The sequence below is a fragment of the Curtobacterium sp. 8I-2 genome (assembly GCF_902506155.1).
Classification (GTDB): domain Bacteria; phylum Actinomycetota; class Actinomycetes; order Actinomycetales; family Microbacteriaceae; genus Curtobacterium; species Curtobacterium poinsettiae.
The window spans coordinates 619,054-637,341 of the sequence record NZ_LR732827.1; the positions used below are offsets into that span (position 1 = coordinate 619,054).

At 71.7% G+C, this 18,288-nt stretch carries 16 protein-coding genes; 7 read left to right on the forward strand and 9 right to left on the reverse strand.

All coding sequences use genetic code 11. The annotated features are described in order from the left end of the window. Window positions 1-7 precede the first annotated feature (7 nt). Window positions 8-871 (reverse strand): glucose-1-phosphate thymidylyltransferase RfbA, encoded by an 864-nt coding sequence (gene rfbA / locus BOSE127_RS06615; protein WP_017888783.1) that lies wholly within the window; start codon window positions 869-871, stop codon window positions 8-10. 10 nt (window positions 872-881) lie between these two features. Next, a complete protein-coding gene (locus BOSE127_RS06620; protein WP_017888782.1) occupies window positions 882-1,490 on the reverse strand; it encodes a dTDP-4-dehydrorhamnose 3,5-epimerase family protein in 609 nt (202 codons plus the stop codon). A gap of 85 nt (window positions 1,491-1,575) precedes the next feature. Between BOSE127_RS06620 and BOSE127_RS06625 the strand changes: the two genes are divergently transcribed. The 5 genes from BOSE127_RS06625 to BOSE127_RS06645 all read left to right on the forward strand — a co-directional run bounded on the left by BOSE127_RS06625 (window position 1,576) and on the right by BOSE127_RS06645 (window position 8,730). Continuing rightward, a complete protein-coding gene (locus BOSE127_RS06625; protein WP_017888781.1) occupies window positions 1,576-2,517 on the forward strand; it encodes a glycosyltransferase family 2 protein in 942 nt (313 codons plus the stop codon). Further along, window positions 2,507-5,443 carry a hypothetical protein gene (locus tag BOSE127_RS06630; protein ID WP_159556668.1) on the forward strand — a complete coding sequence of 979 codons (2,937 nt, stop codon included), beginning with the start codon at window positions 2,507-2,509 and terminating at the stop codon, window positions 5,441-5,443. Before BOSE127_RS06625 ends, BOSE127_RS06630 begins: the two co-directional genes overlap by 11 nt. Window positions 5,444-5,533: 90 nt before the next feature. Then, window positions 5,534-6,520: a dTDP-glucose 4,6-dehydratase gene (gene rfbB / locus BOSE127_RS06635; RefSeq protein WP_140449309.1), complete on the forward strand. Its 987-nt coding sequence runs from the start codon at window positions 5,534-5,536 to the stop codon at window positions 6,518-6,520. An 11-nt stretch (window positions 6,521-6,531) separates the two neighbouring features. Further along, window positions 6,532-7,383: a dTDP-4-dehydrorhamnose reductase gene (rfbD, locus tag BOSE127_RS06640; RefSeq protein ID WP_017888778.1), complete on the forward strand. Its 852-nt coding sequence runs from the start codon at window positions 6,532-6,534 to the stop codon at window positions 7,381-7,383. A 204-nt stretch (window positions 7,384-7,587) separates the two neighbouring features. Next, window positions 7,588-8,730, forward strand: coding sequence for a glycosyltransferase family 4 protein (locus BOSE127_RS06645; protein ID WP_017888777.1), 1,143 nt, complete (start codon window positions 7,588-7,590; stop codon window positions 8,728-8,730). Between the two features lie 13 nt (window positions 8,731-8,743). Here BOSE127_RS06645 and BOSE127_RS06650 read toward each other — a convergent pair whose 3' ends face one another. From BOSE127_RS06650 to BOSE127_RS06675, 6 genes are all read right to left on the reverse strand, one after another. Beyond that, complete coding sequence (locus BOSE127_RS06650) at window positions 8,744-9,511, reverse strand: family 16 glycosylhydrolase (RefSeq protein ID WP_017888776.1); 768 nt, start codon at window positions 9,509-9,511, stop codon at window positions 8,744-8,746. A 239-nt stretch (window positions 9,512-9,750) separates the two neighbouring features. Further along, entirely contained in the window at window positions 9,751-10,023 is a 273-nt protein-coding gene (locus tag BOSE127_RS06655) for a hypothetical protein (RefSeq protein ID WP_017888775.1), read from the reverse strand. Between the two features lie 50 nt (window positions 10,024-10,073). Continuing rightward, window positions 10,074-10,541 carry a 5-(carboxyamino)imidazole ribonucleotide mutase gene (gene purE, locus BOSE127_RS06660; protein WP_081612388.1) on the reverse strand — a complete coding sequence of 156 codons (468 nt, stop codon included), beginning with the start codon at window positions 10,539-10,541 and terminating at the stop codon, window positions 10,074-10,076. A 54-nt stretch (window positions 10,542-10,595) separates the two neighbouring features. Further along, window positions 10,596-11,696 carry a glycosyltransferase gene (locus tag BOSE127_RS06665; RefSeq protein WP_159556670.1) on the reverse strand — a complete coding sequence of 367 codons (1,101 nt, stop codon included), beginning with the start codon at window positions 11,694-11,696 and terminating at the stop codon, window positions 10,596-10,598. 57 nt (window positions 11,697-11,753) lie between these two features. Then, on the reverse strand, window positions 11,754-13,409 hold the full coding sequence (locus BOSE127_RS06670; RefSeq protein WP_051067421.1) for a glycoside hydrolase family 6 protein: 1,656 nt from the start codon (window positions 13,407-13,409) through the stop codon (window positions 11,754-11,756). Window positions 13,410-13,615: 206 nt separating this feature from the next. Further along, window positions 13,616-14,752 carry a 5-(carboxyamino)imidazole ribonucleotide synthase gene (locus tag BOSE127_RS06675; protein WP_017888772.1) on the reverse strand — a complete coding sequence of 379 codons (1,137 nt, stop codon included), beginning with the start codon at window positions 14,750-14,752 and terminating at the stop codon, window positions 13,616-13,618. A 113-nt stretch (window positions 14,753-14,865) separates the two neighbouring features. Between BOSE127_RS06675 and BOSE127_RS06680 the strand changes: the two genes are divergently transcribed. Together BOSE127_RS06680 and BOSE127_RS06685 are read left to right on the forward strand one after the other, a co-directional pair. After that, entirely contained in the window at window positions 14,866-15,354 is a 489-nt protein-coding gene (locus BOSE127_RS06680; RefSeq protein ID WP_017888771.1) for a GtrA family protein, read from the forward strand. Between the two features lie 15 nt (window positions 15,355-15,369). Beyond that, complete coding sequence (locus BOSE127_RS06685; RefSeq protein ID WP_159556672.1) at window positions 15,370-16,926, forward strand: DUF2142 domain-containing protein; 1,557 nt, start codon at window positions 15,370-15,372, stop codon at window positions 16,924-16,926. Window positions 16,927-17,204: 278 nt separating this feature from the next. Here BOSE127_RS06685 and BOSE127_RS06690 read toward each other — a convergent pair whose 3' ends face one another. After that, window positions 17,205-18,236, reverse strand: a complete 1,032-nt coding sequence (locus BOSE127_RS06690; protein WP_017888770.1) for a lysylphosphatidylglycerol synthase domain-containing protein — start codon at window positions 18,234-18,236, stop codon at window positions 17,205-17,207. Window positions 18,237-18,288: the final 52 nt, after the last annotated feature.

The window sequence follows — 18,288 nt, forward strand, 5'->3', positions numbered from 1 at the left end:
GGCGGTGCTAGACGCCGAGGAGTCGCTGGAGGTAGACGCCGTAGCCGCCCTTGACCAGCGGCGCGGCGAGCTCGGCGAGCTGCGCGTCGTCGATCCAGCCGTTGCGCCAGGCGATCTCCTCGATGCACCCGATCTTGAAGCCCTGACGGTCCTCGATGACCTTCACGTACTCCGACGCCTGCATCATCGACTCGAACGTGCCGGTGTCGAGCCACGCCGTGCCGCGGTCGAGGACCTGGACGCCGAGCTCACCGGCCTCGAGGTAGCGCTCGTTGACCGTCGAGATCTCGAGTTCCCCGCGGGCGCTCGGCTCGATGGTCTTGGCGATCTCGATGACCTTGTTGTCGTAGAAGTACAGGCCGGGGACGGCGTAGTTCGACTTCGGCTCGGCCGGCTTCTCCTCGATGGAGACGGCGGTGAAGTCGTCGTCGAACTCCACGACGCCGTACGCCTTCGGGTCGGCCACGTGGTAGGCGAAGATCGTCGCGCCGTCGACCTCGGTGTTCTTCCGCAGGTTCGTGCCGAGGCCGGTGCCGTGGAAGATGTTGTCGCCGAGGACGAGCGCGACGCTGTCGTCGCCGATGAACTCCTCACCGATGACGAAGGCCTGGGCGAGACCGTCCGGGGACGGCTGGACGGCGTACTCGATCTCCATGCCGAACGCCGAGCCGTCGCCGAGCAGGGCCCGGAACTGGTCGTTGTACTCCGGGGTCGTGATGACCAGCACCTGTCGGATGCCCGCCATCATCAGGGTCGACAGCGGGTAGTAGACCATCGGCTTGTCGTAGATCGGCATGAGCTGCTTGCTGATGCCCTTGGTGATCGGCCAGAGGCGCGTGCCGGAACCGCCGGCGAGGATGATGCCCTTCATCGCTTTCCCCTTACTTCTTCGTCCGGAGCGATTCGGTGTACGCGACGCACTCCTCGTACGTCGGCAGCAGCCCCTGGGCCGCGGCTTCTTCGAGGGTGGGGGCGCTGGTGTCCTTCTCGGACAGCACCAGCTCGCCGAGACCCTCGGGCAGGTCGAGCCCGACCGTCGGGTCGAGGATGGTGATCCCCTTCTCGCGCTCGGGGTCGTAGTGCGCGCTGACCAGGTAGTTCACCGTCGACTGGTCCTCGAGCGCGACGATCGCGTGGCCGAGCCCCTCGGACAGGTAGACGGCCTTGCGGTCGACGTCGTCGATGCGGACCGAGTCCCACTGGCCGAACGTCGGGGACCCGACGCGGATGTCGACGATGTAGTCGATGAACGCCCCGCGCACGGCGGTGACGTACTTCGCCTGGCTCGGTGCGACGAGGGCGTAGTGGATGCCGCGGGCGACACCGGCCGCGGAGATCGACATGTTCACCTGGCGGAGGTCGAGCGGGTGACCGACGGTCTCCTCGAGGACGTCGGCGCGGTACGCCTCGAGGAATGCTCCTCGTGCGTCGCCGTGCTGGACGGGCGTGAACTCCCACGCGCCAGGGATCTTCAGTTCGCGGATCTGCACCGGGGAAGCCTAGCAAGCCGTGAGTTCGCATAGGCTGTCATGGTTCTGCGCATTGCCGACTCCCGAAACGAGACCAAGCGAGCCCGTGAAGCTATTCGTCCAGATCCCCTGCCTCAACGAGGAGAACACCCTCGCCAGCGTCATCGACTCCATCCCACGGGAGATCGACGGCATCGACGAGATCGAGATCCTGGTGATCAACGACGGCAGCACCGACCGCACCGTCGAGGTCGCCAAGGAGCACGGCGTCAAGCACTTCGTGCACCACACCACGAACATGGGCCTCGCCCGCTCGTTCCGTGACGGCGTCGACTACGCGCTGCTGCACGGTGCCGACATCGTCGTGAACACCGACGGGGACAACCAGTACCCGCAGGCACAGATCGCCGAGCTCGTGCAGCCGATCCTGCGGAAGGAAGCCGAGATCGTCATCGGCGACCGGCAGACGCGCACCATCGAGCACTTCTCCGGCTTCAAGAAGGCCATGCAGCGCTTCGGCTCGTGGGTCGCGAGCCGTGCGGCCGGGCTCGACCTGCCCGACGCGGCGAGCGGGTTCCGCGCGTACTCGAAGTACTCGCTCATCCGCCTGAACATCGTGACGCGCTTCAGCTACTGCATGGAGACCATCGTGCAGGCCGGGTACAAGCGCCTGGCGATCGCGTCGGTGCCGATCACGACGAACCCGAAGACCCGCGAGTCGCGGCTCTTCAACAACATCTTCCAGCACATGTTCGAGTCCGGCTCGGCGATCGCCCGCGTCTACCTGATGTACCGGCCGATGGCGCTGTTCCTCTGGGTCGCGGCGGTGCTCGGAGCACTCGGACTCTGGCCGCTCATCCGGTACCTGGTGCTCCTGGCGATGCACACCGGCGGCAACCACCTGCAGTCGATCATCCTCGGTGTCGTCCTGCTCATCACCGCGCTCCTGTCGATCGTCATCGGCGTCGTGGCCGACCTCACCCGCCTGAACCGCACGCTGGCCGAGGAGCAGCTCGACCTGCAGAAACTGCAACGGTATGGCGACTGACCCGGCGTCGGCGATGCTGAAGGGCCGAACGCGGTTCGCGCTCTGGCTCCGTCGCCCTTCGTCCTGGGTCGAGATCGTCGCCTGGGCCGCGCTCGTGGCGTTCATCGCCTGCACCATCGGGCCCGCGCTGATCGCTCAGGGCACGTTCCTGAACACTGGCATGCTCAGCCGATACACCCCGTGGGGTGAGTCGCTCGAGACCCTGCGGAACTCGACGAACATCCTGAGCAGTGACACCCTCGACAGCGTCACACCCCAGACGACGCTCCTGGTCAAGCTCGCGCACGAAGGCGTGTTCGGGTCATGGAACCCGTACGTCGCCGGGGGCGTCGAACTCGGCGGCGTGCCGAACTCCGGGGCGTGGTCCCCGCTGTCGCTCCCCTGGTGGATCCTGCCGTTCTCGGCCGCGGCCGGCGCGGTGAAACTCCTCGAGATCGTCGCGATCACGGCCGGCATGTCCCTGCTGCTGCGTCGGTGGGGCGTCCCGCGGCCCGCGTGGCCGATCGCCTCGCTCGTCTTCGCGTCGTCCGGCTTCATGGTCGCGTGGTCGAACTGGCCGCAGACCCGGGTGGCCGCCTTCCTGCCGCTGCTGTTCTGGGCCATCGACCGGGCCGCAGTCGAGCTCCGTGCACGCGACCTGTTCAGCGTCGGCCTCGTCGTCACCGCGATGCTGCTCGGGGGCTTCCCGGCGATCGTCGGCTACGGACTCTTCGTCGGTGGCCTCTTCTTCCTGGCCCGCACGATCGTGGCCCACCGCGCACTCCGCCAGGTGCTCGTCAGTGCGGGGATCGCCCTCGGCGGGATCGTCCTCGGTGTCCTGCTCGCCGCCTGGCAACTCGTGCCGTTCGCGATCAGCGCCGCGAACGTCGTCGACTTCGGCGGTCGCGGTCAGCGCGGCGGTGCCGGCATCGGGTCCGCGCCCCTGGTGAGTTCCTGGATCCCGGACATCACGTCGCTGGCGAGCACCGGCCGCGCGTGGGGCCTCCGCAACCCGGTCGAGGAGTACTCGTACATCGGCATCGCCGCGGTGGTGCTCATCGCCGCCGCCGTCCTGATCCGCCCGGGTCGACGCGACGCAGCGTCCGCCGGCGGAGCAGCGCCCGCCGTCGACGCAGCGCCCGCCACCGCACCGGCGCGCGACGCCGACGCCGCGCTGGTCCGGCGTCGGCAGCGCGGTGTCGTGCCGATCGTCGCGTCGCTGCTGGCGTTCAGCGTCGTGCTGGTGTTCCTCGGCGGCCCGCTCCTGGCCGCGGTCCGGGAACTCCCGGTGTTCGACTCGAGTCCGATCGGTCGAGCGCGTGTCGTCGTGGGCTTCTTCGCCGCGGTGCTCGCCGGCATCGGGTTCGGACGCGTCGTCGAGCCCGAGACGCTGCGCGACGAACTCGCACGGTTCCGCCGTGCCACGCCGCTCCGGCGCGCGGGCCGGATCGCGACGGTCGTCCTCGTCGTGCTGTTCACCGCGTCGGTCGGGCTGCAGACGGCGCTGGCGCTCGACACGGTGCCGGCCGACGTGCTGCACCGGACCAAGCTCCTCGTCCTCGTCACCGGGGTCGTCGGTGCCGGGACGGCCGTCCTCGTCCTCGTTCCGTGGCTCGTGCGGATCCGTTCGCTCCGGATCGCCGCCGCGATGGGCATCGTCGCTGCGGTCTGCGTGCCCGCCGTCGCCGCGACGGTCCGCTGGTGGCCCATCGCGCCGAACTCGACGTTCTACCCGTCGTCGCCGGCGATTGACTACCTGCAGGAGCACGTGTCCGCCCAGGACCGCTTCGCCACCGCCGGCACCGCGACGTTGCCCGGGTCGGCCTCGTACTACGGCATCCGCTCGACCACCGGGCACGCGTTCCAGACGCGGGAGTGGAAGCAGCTCATGCGGACCGTCGACCCGACGACGTACCCGACGGCCACGTACCTGACGTTCGCGCCCGACGAGATGACCCACTTGGTCGACTCCGCCGTCCTCGACCGCGTCGCCACGAAGTACGTCGTCGCCGACCCCTCCGCCCCGATCGCCGGGACCCCCGAGGCCGGCGCCCGCCGTACGGGGTGGACGGACCTGACGACGAGGCGACCGTCCGTCGACGGGCCGAGCAACTCCGGTCCCGTGAACGGCGTGACCCTCACCGGCCCGCCGCAGCTCACGACGTCGGCTCGGGGCATGACCCTCACCGTCGCGATCGTCGCGGACGGCACCGGGAAGACCCTCGCCGAGACCGAGAGCTGGGTGCCCGCCCTCGGCGGCCCCCGCAACGTCGCCGTCGCGGGGTCGAGCATCCCGTCGCGTGTGCAGTGGCACGCCGAGATCACCGTCACCGGGCAGTCGCAGCCGGTCGCGATCGGCACGGGCACCGGCGGGAAGGCCGTCCTGGACACCGTCCGGCCCGTCGCCGGCCAGGGCGTGTCGGTCGTGCACACCGGCGACGCAACGATCTACCAGCGCAGCTCGGCGCTCGACCGGGTGCGGTGGGCGTCCGACCAGCGGGTGCTCGCGTCGACGGACAACCGGCTCGCGGCACTCGCCGGGCACGCGCTCTCCGACGACACCGTCGTCCTCAGCACGTCCACCGACCACCGGGCCGACCGGACGGGTGACGCCGTGGTCCGGCTGCGGCCGAGTACCCCGAGCGAGACTGTCGCCGACGTCGACGCGACCGGTGGCGGCTGGCTCGTGGTCGCGGACTCGCTCCGGCGTCCGGGCTGGCACGCCACGGTGGACGGCGAGCCGACCGACCTCGTCGCCGCGGACAACGCCGGTGGCGCGGTCTGGGTCCCGCGGGGCTCGCACACCGTCCGGCTGTCCTACTCGGTGCCCGGGCTCACCGCCGGGTGGCTCGTCACGGGCGGGACCGTCGGGATCGCCGTGCTCACGACCGTGACCGTGCTCGTCGTCGGCCGTCGTCGACGTCGACGTGCCCGCACGGCCGACTGAGCCTCGGCCCCGTACAATCGGCTTTCGATCCGACGACCCCGCCGGTGCCGCCATCCGCGTCGCCGTCGACAACGCTAAGGAAGAGACCTCGTGAAGATCCTCGTCACCGGAGGAGCCGGCTTCATCGGCTCGAACTTCGTCCGCCGCACGCTGGAGGACGCGTACCCCGGCCTCGAGGGCGCCGAGGTCGTCGTCTACGACGCGCTGACCTACTCCGGCAACGAAGCGAACCTCGCCCCGGTCGCCGACTCCCCCCGCTACACCTTCGTCCACGGTGACATCCGCGACGCCGCGAAGCTCGACGAGGTCGTCCCGACCGTCGACGCGATCGTGCACTTCGCCGCCGAGTCCCACGTCGACCGCTCGGTCCGCGACTCCGGCATCTTCGTCGAGACCAACGTCGTCGGCACCCAGCGTCTGCTCGACGCGGCACTCCGCCACGGCACCGAGCGCTTCGTGCACGTCTCCACCGATGAGGTCTACGGCTCCATCAGCGAGGGTTCGTGGGACGAGGAACGCCCGCTCGAGCCGAACTCGCCGTACTCGGCGTCGAAGGCCGGCAGCGACCTGCTCGCCCGCAGCTACCACCGCACGCACGGGCTGAACCTCTCGATCACGCGCTGCTCGAACAACTACGGCCCGTACCACTTCCCCGAGAAGGTCATCCCGCTGTTCGTCACCAACCTGATCGACGACGTGCACGTCCCGCTGTACGGCGAGGGCAACAACATCCGCGACTGGCTGCACGTCGACGACCACACCCGCGGCATCGCGATGGTCCTGACCCGCGGCCGCGCCGGCGAGATCTACAACATCGGCGGCGGCACCGAGCTGACCAACAAGGAGCTCACGCAGCTGCTCCTCGACGCCACCGGCAAGGACTGGTCGTACGTCGACCGCGTCGCCGACCGTCTCGGGCACGACCTGCGCTACTCGGTCGACATCTCGAAGATCCAGGCCGAGCTCGGCTACGAGCCGCAGGTCCCGTTCGAGCAGGGCCTGGCAGACGTCGTGCAGTGGTACCGCGAGAACCGCGCCTGGTGGGAGCCGCTCAAGCAGCGTGCGGCCCTGAGCTGAACCGGCGCACCGTGACCAGGTACCTCATCACCGGAGCGGCCGGCATGCTCGGCCAGGACCTCCAGGCCGCGCTCGCGGGCCGCGACGTCACCGCGCTGTCGCGGGCCGACCTCGACATCACCGACCCGGCCGCGGTGGACGCCGCCGTCGCCGGGCACGACGTCGTGGTCAACTCGGCCGCGTACACCAAGGTCGACGACGCGGAAGACCACGAGGACGACGCCCACGCGGTGAACGCGACCGGGCCGAAGCTCCTCGCCGAGGCCGCCGTCCGCCACGGCGCGAAGCTCGTCACCGTGTCGACCGACTACGTGTTCGACGGCAACGGCACGGCGCCCTACGCCGAGGACGCCCCGACCGACCCGATCAACGCCTACGGCCGCACGAAGGCCGCCGGCGAGGCCTTGGTGCGCGCGATCGCCCCGGACACCTCGTACGTCGTCCGCACCGCGTGGATCTACGGCGCACACGGGCCGAACTTCGCCGCGACGATGCTCCGGCTCGCCGGCTCGCACGACACCGTCAGCGTCGTCACCGACCAGGTCGGCCAGCCGACGTGGACCGGCGACCTCGCCGCCCGGATCGTCGAACTCGTCGACGGGGACGCCCCGGCCGGCATCTACCACGGCACGAACGCGGGCCAGGGGTCCTGGTTCGACTTCACGCAGGCCATCTACCGCGAGCTCGGGCTCGACCCGGAGCGCGTCCTGCCCACGGACAGTGCGGCGTTCGTCCGTCCGGCACCGCGTCCGGCGTACAGCGTGCTCGGCCACGACGGCTGGTCGCGCGCCGGCCTCGCGCCGATGCGCGACTGGCGCGAGGCGCTGCACGCCGCCGTCGCGGCGGGTGCGCTGACCGCGTAGGCGCGGCTCTCGGCCAGGAGGCGCGGGTCGGTCCCGGGACGTCGGGAACCCGACCCGCGCCTCCAGACCGCCCACCGACCGCGCCCAGGGGGCGCCGGGACCACCCTGGTAGTGTCGGGCAGCCGAGCGCGGGGCCGGCTCTCGGCCCCTGACCAGGGGTCCACGGACCACCGGTCCACGAACCACGACGAGGAGCACAGCACCATGACCACCCTCCACGTCATCGTCGACCAGATCGTCGCTCCCGTGCCGGGCGGCATCGGGCGCTACGCCGAGGAACTGGCGCGGCACCTCGTCGAGCACGCGCCGAGCGGCTGCGAGGTCGCGGGCGTGGTCTCCGCCGTCGGGTCCGACGAGATGGCGCACCTGCGGACGCTCCTGCCGGGGCTGTCCGACCTGCAGCGGCTCCCGCTGCCGCGTCGCGAGCTGTCGCTCGCCTGGCAGGGCGGGTTCGTCGGCGGCATCGCGAAGGGCATGGTGCACGCGCCGAGCGTGCTCGCACCACTGGTCAAGCACGACCGCTTCCAGGACCCGGGTCGGCAGACCGTGGTCACCGTGCACGACGTCGTGCCGTGGACCAACCCCGAGACCCTGACGCCGCGCGGCGTCCACTTCCACAAGGCGATGGTGAAGCGGGCGTGGAAGCACGCCGACGCCGTCGTGGTGCCGACCCACGCCGTCGCGGGGGCCCTGAACGAGATCCACCGCTTCGACGACCGGCTCCGCGTCATCGGCGGCGCCCCGAGCGGACGCCTCCGCCTGCCCGTCGACGCCGACCTGCGCGCGGAACGTCTCGGCCTGCCCGACCGCTACGTGCTCGCGGTCGGCACGCTCGAGCCCCGCAAGGCCCTGGCCTCCCTGATCGAGGCGATGGCCCACCCGGACGCTCCGGCCGACATCCCCCTCGTCATCTCGGGCCCGGACGGCTGGGGAGACGTCGACGTGTACGGCACCGCGGAGCGTGCGGGCCTGTCACGCGACCGGGTGAAGGTCCTCGGCCGCATCGACGACGCAGACCTCGCGGTGGTCTACGACCGCGCGACGGTGTTCGTGTTCCCGAGCCTCGCCGAGGGGTTCGGCCTGCCCGTGATCGAGGCGATGAGCTTCGGTACCCCGGTGATCCACTCCGACGACCCCGCCGTGGCCGAGGTCGCCTCGGACGCCGGGGTCACCGTCGCCCGGTCGCCGCGGGAGTCCTACCCGGCACGACTCGCCCAGGCGGTCTACCAGGTCGTGCACGACCCGAACCTGGCCAGCCGACTGGCGGTGGCGGGTCCGGACCGCGCACGCATGTACGACTGGTCGGACTCCGCGGCGGAGACCTGGCAGCTGCACGCCGACCTCTGACGGTCGGACCGCGTCAGCCCTTGTACGTGTAGGTGCTGACCCAGTCGATGTACAGGTGCCCCGCGTCGCCCCAGTCGCCGACCTGGAACATGTACCGGTGCGCCGTCTTCGGCACATGGCTGGTGACCGTCTTGATCACCTTGCCGTCGAGGCGGTAGCGGACGGACTTCCCGGGGATCCACTCGATCGAGTACGTGTGCCACGACCGCCAGGAGACACCGGTGCCCACGCTCACCGCGTTCGCCTCCTGTCCCGCGATCATCGAGTGGTGGTGCAGCATCGGCTGCTGGTCGAAGTTGGCTTCGGGGTAGTCGATCTCCCCGTCGGCCCAGCGGTCGGACGACGGCCAGAGCATGAAGGCCGCGCCGTTGCCGGCACCACCGGTCGCCTTGGCGCGGACGATGAACTTCCCGCCCTTGTGGCCCCAGGCGCCCGTCGGCGTGCCGAAGGTGCCGGCGGCGCCGTGCTTGCCGTCGAGCTTGACGTCCATGTACCCGTGGTGCGAGCTGATCTGCGACCCCGAGTAGTACATGCCGCCGGTGCCGTCCGGGTACGGCTGCCACGACCTCGCGTACTGCTTCGCGAAGGCCCCCTTGGCGCTGGCCGGGGTGCTGAACTGCTCGCGGAAGGTCTGCTTGAACTTCCCGACGTCGCCGAGCGGTGCCGAGCTGGCGGTCGCTGCGGTCCCCTGGCCGAGCGGGCCGGCGACGAGTGCTGCTCCGAGGAGCACGACGGCGAGTGCGGCTCTCCTGGTGGCGCGTTCCTGCATGGGCTCGGTCACTCCCTGACGTGACGGTTCGCACCCGTTCGGTGTGGGTGCCGGGCGACCGGATCTCGGCTGCCCGGCGTTCACGGTAGTTGCTGTCCACGATGTGCGTCCGGGGGTTGACACAGCTGCGTACCCCCAGTGCGCGGGCCTTGCACGATGACCGAACCGTCGGCTGGGAGTCCTGGTCAGAGCGCGTGGCGCGACCGGGAGCCCCGTCGACTCGAGCAGGGGTCGTCGTCTGCGCCGTCCGATCAGGGCCGGGCGCGACGACGACGCATGACGAGCGCGACCACGACGGCTGCCAGCACCGCGACGACGACGACCACGGCCGCGACCTCGGCGACGTGCACCGAGGTGAGCATGGAGTCGTACTGCGACTTCGTCGAGACGAAGCCCCGTTCAGCAGGGCCGAACCAGCCGGACACCGGGTTCAACGGACCGGCGGCGTGCAGGGCGAACCCGCAGACCACCGCGGCGACCACGGCGATCACGGCGAGGACGAGGACGGGGACGGCGCGGCGCATCCCGCTACCGTAGCGCGGCCCTGGACCCGATCGCGGCCCCGCCCTGCCCGTCAGAGTGCGTCGCGGAGGCGCGCAGCCTTCTCCTCGACCAGGCGCTCGAGCCCGTCGGCGTACTCCGTCAGCCGAGCGGCGACGGCCGGCTCCGAGGAACCGATGATGCGCGCCGCCAACAGACCGGCATTGGCGGCACCGTTGATCGCCATCGTCGCCACCGGGATGCCCGCCGGCATCTGCACGATCGAGAGCAGCGAGTCGAGGCCGTCCAGGCGCGCGAGCTGCACCGGGACGCCGATCACCGGCAGCGTGGTCATCGAGGCCACCATGCCGGGCAGGTGTGCTGCGCCGCCGGCCCCGGCGATGACGACCCGGATGCCGCGCTCGGCGGCGGCGCGGGCGAAGCGGGTCATCTTGTCCGGGGTGCGGTGCGCCGACACGACGTCCGCCTCGAACGGGATGCCGAGTTCGGAGAGGATCTCCGCCGCGGCCCGCATGGTCGGCCAGTCGGAGTCCGACCCCATGATGATCGAGACGAGCGGCTGTGCGGGTGCGGCGGTGTCGGTCACGCGACGAGCCTAGCCGAGCAGGACCCGCCGCCAGGTGTCGCCGTCGTGGCCGATCGTGCGGTCCTCGGCGACCCAGCGCGCAGCGCGCTCGTCCGGTCGGCCACGTTCGACAGCGGTCCGCACGGCGTCCCGCCACGCTCCGACGTCATCCGGGACGGCCACGGCGCCGTGCGCCCGTGCCACCGCGTACGACGGCCGGTCCGAGACCACGGCGGGCAGTCCGAGCGCGGTGTACTCCAGGAACTTCAGGTCGCTCTTCGCGCGGTTGAACTCCTCGTCGCGCAGGGGTGCGACACCCGCTCGCCAGCGCTCCCGGTGCGCCACGAGCCAGCGGGAGAAGGCCGGGTAGTGCCCGTCGGGGACGACGACCCGGCGGAACCAGTCCGCGCCGCCCTCGTCCGTCACGCCGATGACCTCGAGCCGGACCGGGGTGCCGTCCGCAGTGGCGAGGTCGGCGAAGACGTCACGGAGCAGTTCGAGGTCGGCGGCGTGGGTGAGCGTGCCCATGTACAGCACCCGGTGCTCCCCCTCGGGGCGCTCGTCGTCATCGTCGTCCGTCGGGCCGGCGGTCCAGATCTCCGGGTCGAGGGCGTTCGGCACGACGACGACGTCCCGCGCGACCGGACGGACGACGTCGGCGAGTTCGGGCGTGCTCACGACGACGGTGTCGGCACCCCGCACCAGGGCGTCGATCGAGGCGAGCCGGTCGGGGTCGTACTCGGCACGGGCCAGTCGTTCGCGCCCGGAATCGGTGAAGAAGTCGTCGTCGACCTCGGCCACGACGCGGATGCCCCTGGCCGCGGCGGCCGCCAGGAAGGGCTGCACGTCGTCACGCGGCAGGATGTCACGCTGCACCAGGAGTGCGGCGTACGGCGTCGTGTCGGAGCCGTCGACGAACGCGGCCGGGTCCACCTGACGGGCCTCGGCGGTGCCGCTCGACGCCAGGTGCTCGGTGCGCCGGACCACACGGACGTGTGCCGAGGCCGGGTGCGCGCCCCCACCGCCGGCAACGACGTACCCGAGCACGGGCAGGGGCACCGGCTGCGGTGGGGCCCCGACGACCACACGGCGCAGGCGTCGGGCGGCCCGGCGGACGAGATCACGCGGCATGCGTCCATCCTCTCGCACCCGGGACCTCGCACCGGACGCCGAACGCCGCACGCCGCCTCAGCGCACCCGCACCGTCCGGCACGTTGACGCCGTGCGGTCCGCTCCGGTCCCGGTGTTGTGCGCGACCGCGCAGACCGTGTGCTTGCCGGCCGCCACCCGGACCGTGCCCGCGAAGCCGTGCGAACGGCCGGAGCCCCAGGTCGCGTCCACGTCGGCGCGCTTCCGGCCGGCGTCCAGTGACGTCACCCGTCTGCCGTCGACCGTGATCGCCACCCGGGTCGCCGCGGTCACCGCGTCGCCGTCGAACGCCCAGCCGCGCACGGCGATGCCGCGGGCCACGGCCGTGGCGGACTCGAGCCCGGCGTAGGGGTCGTGCCGGTACGCGCGGACGGTCGAGCAGCCGAGCGCGGTGTCCGATCCGGCGCCGATGTTCACCGCGGTGACGCAGACACGGCGAGCGCCGGCCGCGGTGGGCAGCACGACGTCGAAGCCGTGGGTCGCGCCGACACCGGCACGGGCGTCGACGTCGGGACGGTCGAGCCCGGCGGTGGCGACGCCGGCCGCGGCCCCGTCCACGGTGGCACGGACCCGCACGGGCTGCGTGGGGTCGTCCTCGTCGTAGGCCCACCCGGACACGCGGACGCCGCCGCCGGTGCCGGCGACGGCCTCGAGCGACCCACGGGGTGTCATGTCGGCAGCGGGTGCCCCCAGGCGTGCGTTCGCGACGAGGGCCTGCGCGTAGGCCGAGAACCACTTGCCGGCGGCCGGGGCACCGTTGCAGGTGCCGTCGCTCGCGCCGGGGGTCTTCACCCACAGCAGGGCGTCGAGCGCCGTGCCGTCGGACACCACCCGGGGCGAGGTACCGAGCCCGGCGCCGGGTCCGTTGCACCACGTGCCGCGCCAGCCCTGCCCGTTGCGCGAGGTGTCGATCACGTAGTGGGAACCCCCGGTCGCGGCGGACACCTTCTGCGCGTACGCCTGCTCCTGGGCGGTCGGGTAGTAGTTCGCGACGTTCGTGAAGAAGCCGCGGGCCTGCTGCACCCCCGCGCTGTTCAGTCGCGACGCCATCAGCGCGGGCTGCACCCAGTTCGAGTTGCCGGCGTCCAGGTAGGCGGGGACCCCGGCAGCGGTCAGGCCGGCGACGGTGCGGGAGAGGATCCGGTAGCGCTGCTCGTCGAGCGCCGTGCTGCACTTGGCGTTGCTGAGCATCGCGAGCGAGTCCGGTTCGACGACGACGGCTGCACGGTGCCCGGTGAGCGCCGCGGTGACCTGGTCGACCCAGTCGTCGTAGGAACGCTCGTCGAACCCGCCGGCCGAGTACCCGCCGCAGTCACGGTCGGGGATCGCGTAGAGCACGAACACGGGGGTGGTGCCGGACTGTTCGGCCCCGGTCAGGGCGGTGCTGATGGTCTTGGTCAGCTGTGTCCCCTGCGTCCAGTCGCCGAGCCAGGTGGCGACGGGGTAGCGGGCGATGGTCCCGGCCGCCGCGGCACCGGCCGGATCGGTGGCTGCGAGGGCGGTCTGGGCCTTCGCCGCCTCGCTCGTGGGCGACCGGTACGGCCCGGCGCCGTAGAGCGACGCGGACGTCGCCGAGCGGATGGCGGATGCCGAGGTCGCTGCCGACGCGGTCGCGGTCGGCAGCAGGCCGGCGACGGCAGCGACGAGGGCGACTGCGGCGGCGCAGACGGCGGTACGGCGCGGACGGCGGCGCATGGAGACTCCCCTGGACGTGTGTTCCCTGACTGCTCCAGGAGAACACGCGTTCCCGTCCCCCACCAGCCTCCCGAGCGGGTGCCACCCGAGGGGGTGTCCGCAGACCGGCCGACAAGTGCGTCGCGCGCCGACACGACACGGGAGGCCCGTGGCGGCGTCGCCACGGGCCTCCCGTGTCGTCATCCGGTCACGTCGAGGACGCGACCTCAGTCGTCGAAGTGGGCAGCGGCCGCGCGAGCGCGGTAGACGACGTCGTCGACGTCGTCACCGAGCACCGTGACGTGCCCGATCTTCCGCCCGGCCCGGGGCGCCTTGCCGTAGAAGTGGTACTTGGCTTCGGGGAAGGCCTGGAGTGCGGCTGGGTACCGGGCGGCGAGGTCGCCGTCGGCGGGTCCGCCGAGCACGTTGACCATGACGGACGCCGGGGCGAACGAGCCGGTGGCACCGAGCGGCAGGTCGAGGACGGCACGCAGGTGCTGCTCGAACTGGCTCGTGGTGGCGCCGTCGATGGTCCAGTGCCCGGTGTTGTGCGGACGCATCGCGAGCTCGTTGATGAGGATGCGCTCGTCGTCGGTCTGGAACAGCTCGACGGCGAGCACACCGGTGACCCCGAGTTCCTCGGCGATGCGGACGGCGATCGACTCGGTCAGGTCGGCGATCCGGCCGGCGCTGTCCGGGGCCGGAGCGATGACCTCGGCGCAGACGCCGTCGCGCTGCACGGTCTCGACGAGCGGCCAGGCGACGACCTGCCCGGAGGGGCGGCGTGCCACGGACTGCGCGAGTTCGCGGGTGAAGGGGACGAGCTCCTCGACCAGGAGGGCCTGGTCGCCGCCGGCCTCGGCCACGGCGATGAACCAGTCGTCGACCTCGGCGGCGTCGGAGACGACCCGGACGCCCTTGCCGTCGTACCCGCCCCGCGGGGTCTTGACGACGGCTCGGCCACCGTGGTCGGCCAGGAACCCGCGGAGCTCGTCGGGGTCGTGCACGGCCGCCCAGTCGGGCACCGGCAGGCCGAGGTCGCTCAGCCGGCGACGCATCGTGATCTTGTCCTGCGCGACGGCCAGCGCGTCGGGGCCGGGGTGGACCGCCACGCCCGCGTCGACCAGCGTGCGCAGAACGTCCTGGGGCACGTGTTCGTGGTCGAAGGTGACGACGTCGACCTGTCGGGCGAACTCGAGCACCGTGGCGGCGTCGTGGTAGTCACCCTCGGCGGTGGCGGCGATGCTCGCCGACATGCCCGGCCCCTCGGCGAGCACCCGGATGTCGATCCCCAGTTCGACCGCGGCCGGCACCATCATCCGTGCCAGCTGTCCCCCACCGATGACCCCGACGCGCAACGCCATGCTGTGTGATCCTTCCGGCGCTCCCACCGCGCGGTGGGAACGCGTTGTCTACAATCGCTGTTCGGGTCGTGCTCTGGACGACCGGTCACAACTCTACGGATCCTGGAGGGCTCGTGCGGCGCCTCATCGCCCAGCTGGCACGCTTCGGCGTCGTCGGTGCCGTCGGCTTCGTCGTGGACACCACGGTGTTCAACGTGCTGCGCATCACCGTCCTGAACCCCGAGGACGTCCACTCGGGCCCGTTCTGGGCGAAGGTCATCTCCACCGTCGTGGCGATCTTCGTCAACTGGATGGGCAACCGGTACTGGACGTTCCGTGAGCAGCGTCGCGCCGTGGCCACCCGCGAGGGTGTCGAGTTCGTCGTCGTCTCGCTCGGCGGCATGGTCATCGCCCTCGCCTGCCTCGGGGTCTCGCACTACGCCATGGGGCTCACCTCGGTGCTCGCCGACAACGTCGCGAACATCGTCGGGCTCGTGCTCGGCACGGTCTTCCGGTTCTGGCTCTACAAGGTCTGGGTCTACCACCCCGAGCGCACCGCCACGCAGCCGGCCACCGCCGACGAGTCGGTGTCCGACGGGCCGCGGGTCCCCCACGACGCCTGACCTAGGATCGGTGGGGTGACGGCCGAGACGACCACCACCCCTGCTCCACCCCGCACCGCGCGCTGGGAACGTGTCGCGATCGCGGTGATCACGGCGACCTTCGGGCTGTGGCTCGTGGCGTGGGCGTTGATCGTCCCGGTGTTCGAAGCGCCCGACGAGACCGCGCACATCGACGCCTCGGTGCACCTCGCCCTCGGCGACGCGTGGGCGGCCCCCGGCGAGCTGTTCGTCACCAACGCCGTGCAGGCCGCCAAGGTCGAGCAGGCGACGAAGCCGTCCGACGAGTGGTCGACGGTGGGCGAGTTGCTGCAGAACGCCCCCGGCCCCTCGGCGACGGTCAACCAGATGACCCAGCACCCGCCGACCGCCTACCTGGCCGGAGCCGCCGTGCTCCGTGCCGTCGACTTCGGCGAGCTCCGCTGGGACCACGCGTTCATCGCCCTCCGCCTGGCCGACGTGCTGGCCGTGACCGCGCTGCCGCTGCTCGCCTGGGCGTCGGTGCGCCGGGTGACCCGCAGCCCCCGCGCCGCGCTGATCGGCGCCCTCGCCGTGTTCGCGACGCCCGAGCTCGCGTCCATCGGTTCGTCGTTCTCCAACGACGCCCCCGTCCTGCTCGTCGCCGGGATCGTCGTCTGGCTCGCCACGCGTCTGCTCACCGGGGACATCCGCTGGCGCACCACGATCGCACTGGCGGCGGTCCTCGGGGCCCTGGTCTGGATCAAGGGCACGGGGTTGCCGGCGGTGCCGTTCGTCGCGGTGGTGGTGCTGTTCGCCGGCGCCGGGGTGCTGTCCCTGCGGCAACGGATCGTGCGCACGGTCGTCGCGATGGCGGTCTCCGGCGGCATCGGCGCGTGGTGGTGGCTGCACAACCTGGTGTCGTACGGCCGGATCCAGCCGAACGGCTACACGGCCATGCGGCCCCCGAAGGACTTCCCGCCGGGTGAGAGCCCCACGCTCGGGCACTTCCTCGACGTCAGCTGGGGCACCCTCGCCCGCACGTTCTGGGGCAGCTTCGGCGGCCGGGCACAGGTCACGATCGGCGATCTGCTCACCGCCGTCCTCACCCTGGTCGCCCTCGTGGTGCTCGTCGGCTGGGCGTTCCGCCGCGGCCCGGACCTGCGGACGGCGCTCTGCCTCGCGGTGTTCCCGGCGCTCCTGATCGGCATCCAGAACCGCACGAGCGCGCACTCGTACCTGACCACCACCGAGGTCGCCGCCACCCAGGGCCGGTACTACTTCCCCGCGATCGTCTGCCTGATCGTGCTGAGCGCGCTCGCGTGGCGGCGGCTGGTACCGGCCGGACGGGCACGCGCCTGGGGCGCCGTGGCACTGGCGGTCGTGCTGCCCGCCGTGGGCGTGTACGGCTTCGCGGTGGCGTCCGCCTGGTTCTGGAACGCGGCGGTGTTCCCGGTGACGGGGCGTGGGCTGCTGCGCTACTCCGAGATCGGCCCGGTGCCACCCGCGGTGCTCGTGGTCGTCGTGGCGCTGGTCGCGGTGGGCCTCGTCGCCTCGGTCGTGCAGGTCGCGCGCGCCGACCGTCGCGCCCTGTCGACGACGGTTCCCGTCCGCTGACACGCCCGGCCGCGGAGCGCCGGGCGGGCACGACGTGCCGCAGGCGCGGCCCCGAGGGGTCGCGAACCATCGTCTGGAGCGTCTCCAGGCGACACTTCGTGACCACTCGGCGGACGGCGCACGGCGCGGGTTGGACGCCCCTGCGAGACGGACGGGAGGCCCGGTGCCAGCTGGCACGGGCCTCCCGTCCGTCGCCAGGCGCGCCACGGCCGCCCAGTGAGCAGAAGACGTCGGGTCCCGACACGGGACCCGACGTCTTCTGCACACTCGCTGCCGCGTCAGGCGGCGGGGACGCCACCCTCGACCGCGGAGGGGTCGTCCGTCGGCCGGTCGCGCCGGAACCACGTGGGGGCCGCGGCGCAGAGCAGGAAGAGTCCGTCGACCGCGAGGCTCCAGACACGGGTGACGACGACGACCACGAGGGCGATCGGCACCGGCATCACGAGGGCCAGCAGGAGGGCCTGGACGCCCTCGCGGACACCGAGCCCGCCGGGCGCGAAGACGGCCAGCATGCTGATCGCCGAGGCCATGCTGGCGGCACCGATCACGAAGGCCGCGTCGGTGATCTTCAGCGAGGGGTACACCCCGAGGGTGATGAAGTAGTACGCCGTGCCGGACAGCACCGCTCCGGCGACGTAGAGACCGGCCCCGCCGAGGACGGTGCCGAGGTTCGGGCGGACGTCGGCTTCGAGCGGCTTGCGGCGCAGGATCTTCAGCGCGATCCCGATCAGGAACACGAAGACCCGCGGGATCAGGCAGACGACACAGCCGACGAACGCCGCGATCATCAGGACGATGAGCCACGGGTCGAGGTTGTGGGTGCGCGGGTCGATGAGCAGCAGCACGAGCGCCAGGGCCAGGGTCGCGGCGATCTGCAGGGCTCCCTCGAGCAGGCCGCTCACACCGAGACGGGCCTTCGAGACGCCGTGCTTCGAGGCGAAGTAGACCTTGCCGATGATCCAGGTGGCAGCACCCGGGATGTAGCGGCCCATCCAGGACTTCGCGTACACGTAGGTCAGGGTGACGCCACTGCCCTTCAGCCCGGTCGCACCGAGTCGTCGCAGCAGGTAGAACCAGATGCCGACACCCCAGTAGCGGAACCCGAGGCTGATCACCGTCGCGAGGGCCACCCACGACCACTGCCAGTCGAGTCCGGCGAGCTGCCCCCAGTCGACGCCGCGCACGTACAGCACGAGGAACACCGCGAGCAGGACGTAGAAGACGATCGGGATCGCCTTGCCGAGGAACCGTCGTCGCTTCGACGGACGCTTCCCCTCGGGCGCGGGGGTGTCGCTGGTGCTGACGGACAAACGGGTCTCCTGCTCAGGTCTCGGGCTCAGGTCATGGTAGACGGTGGGGCGG

Bases quoted from the DNA above. Each gene is read 5' to 3' on its own strand.
- rfbA (WP_017888783.1), bottom strand. From the start codon at position 871: ATGAAGGGCATCATCCTCGCCGGCGGTTCCGGCACGCGCCTCTGGCCG.
- BOSE127_RS06675 (WP_017888772.1), bottom strand. From the start codon at position 14,752: ATGGCGTTGCGCGTCGGGGTCATCGGTGGGGGACAGCTGGCACGGATG.
- BOSE127_RS06645 (WP_017888777.1), top strand. From the start codon at position 7,588: ATGACCACCCTCCACGTCATCGTCGACCAGATCGTCGCTCCCGTGCCG.
- purE (WP_081612388.1), bottom strand. From the start codon at position 10,541: ATGGGGTCGGACTCCGACTGGCCGACCATGCGGGCCGCGGCGGAGATC.
- BOSE127_RS06655 (WP_017888775.1), bottom strand. From the start codon at position 10,023: ATGCGCCGCGCCGTCCCCGTCCTCGTCCTCGCCGTGATCGCCGTGGTC.
- BOSE127_RS06670 (WP_051067421.1), bottom strand. From the start codon at position 13,409: ATGCGCCGCCGTCCGCGCCGTACCGCCGTCTGCGCCGCCGCAGTCGCC.
- BOSE127_RS06665 (WP_159556670.1), bottom strand. From the start codon at position 11,696: ATGCCGCGTGATCTCGTCCGCCGGGCCGCCCGACGCCTGCGCCGTGTG.
- BOSE127_RS06630 (WP_159556668.1), top strand. From the start codon at position 2,507: ATGGCGACTGACCCGGCGTCGGCGATGCTGAAGGGCCGAACGCGGTTC.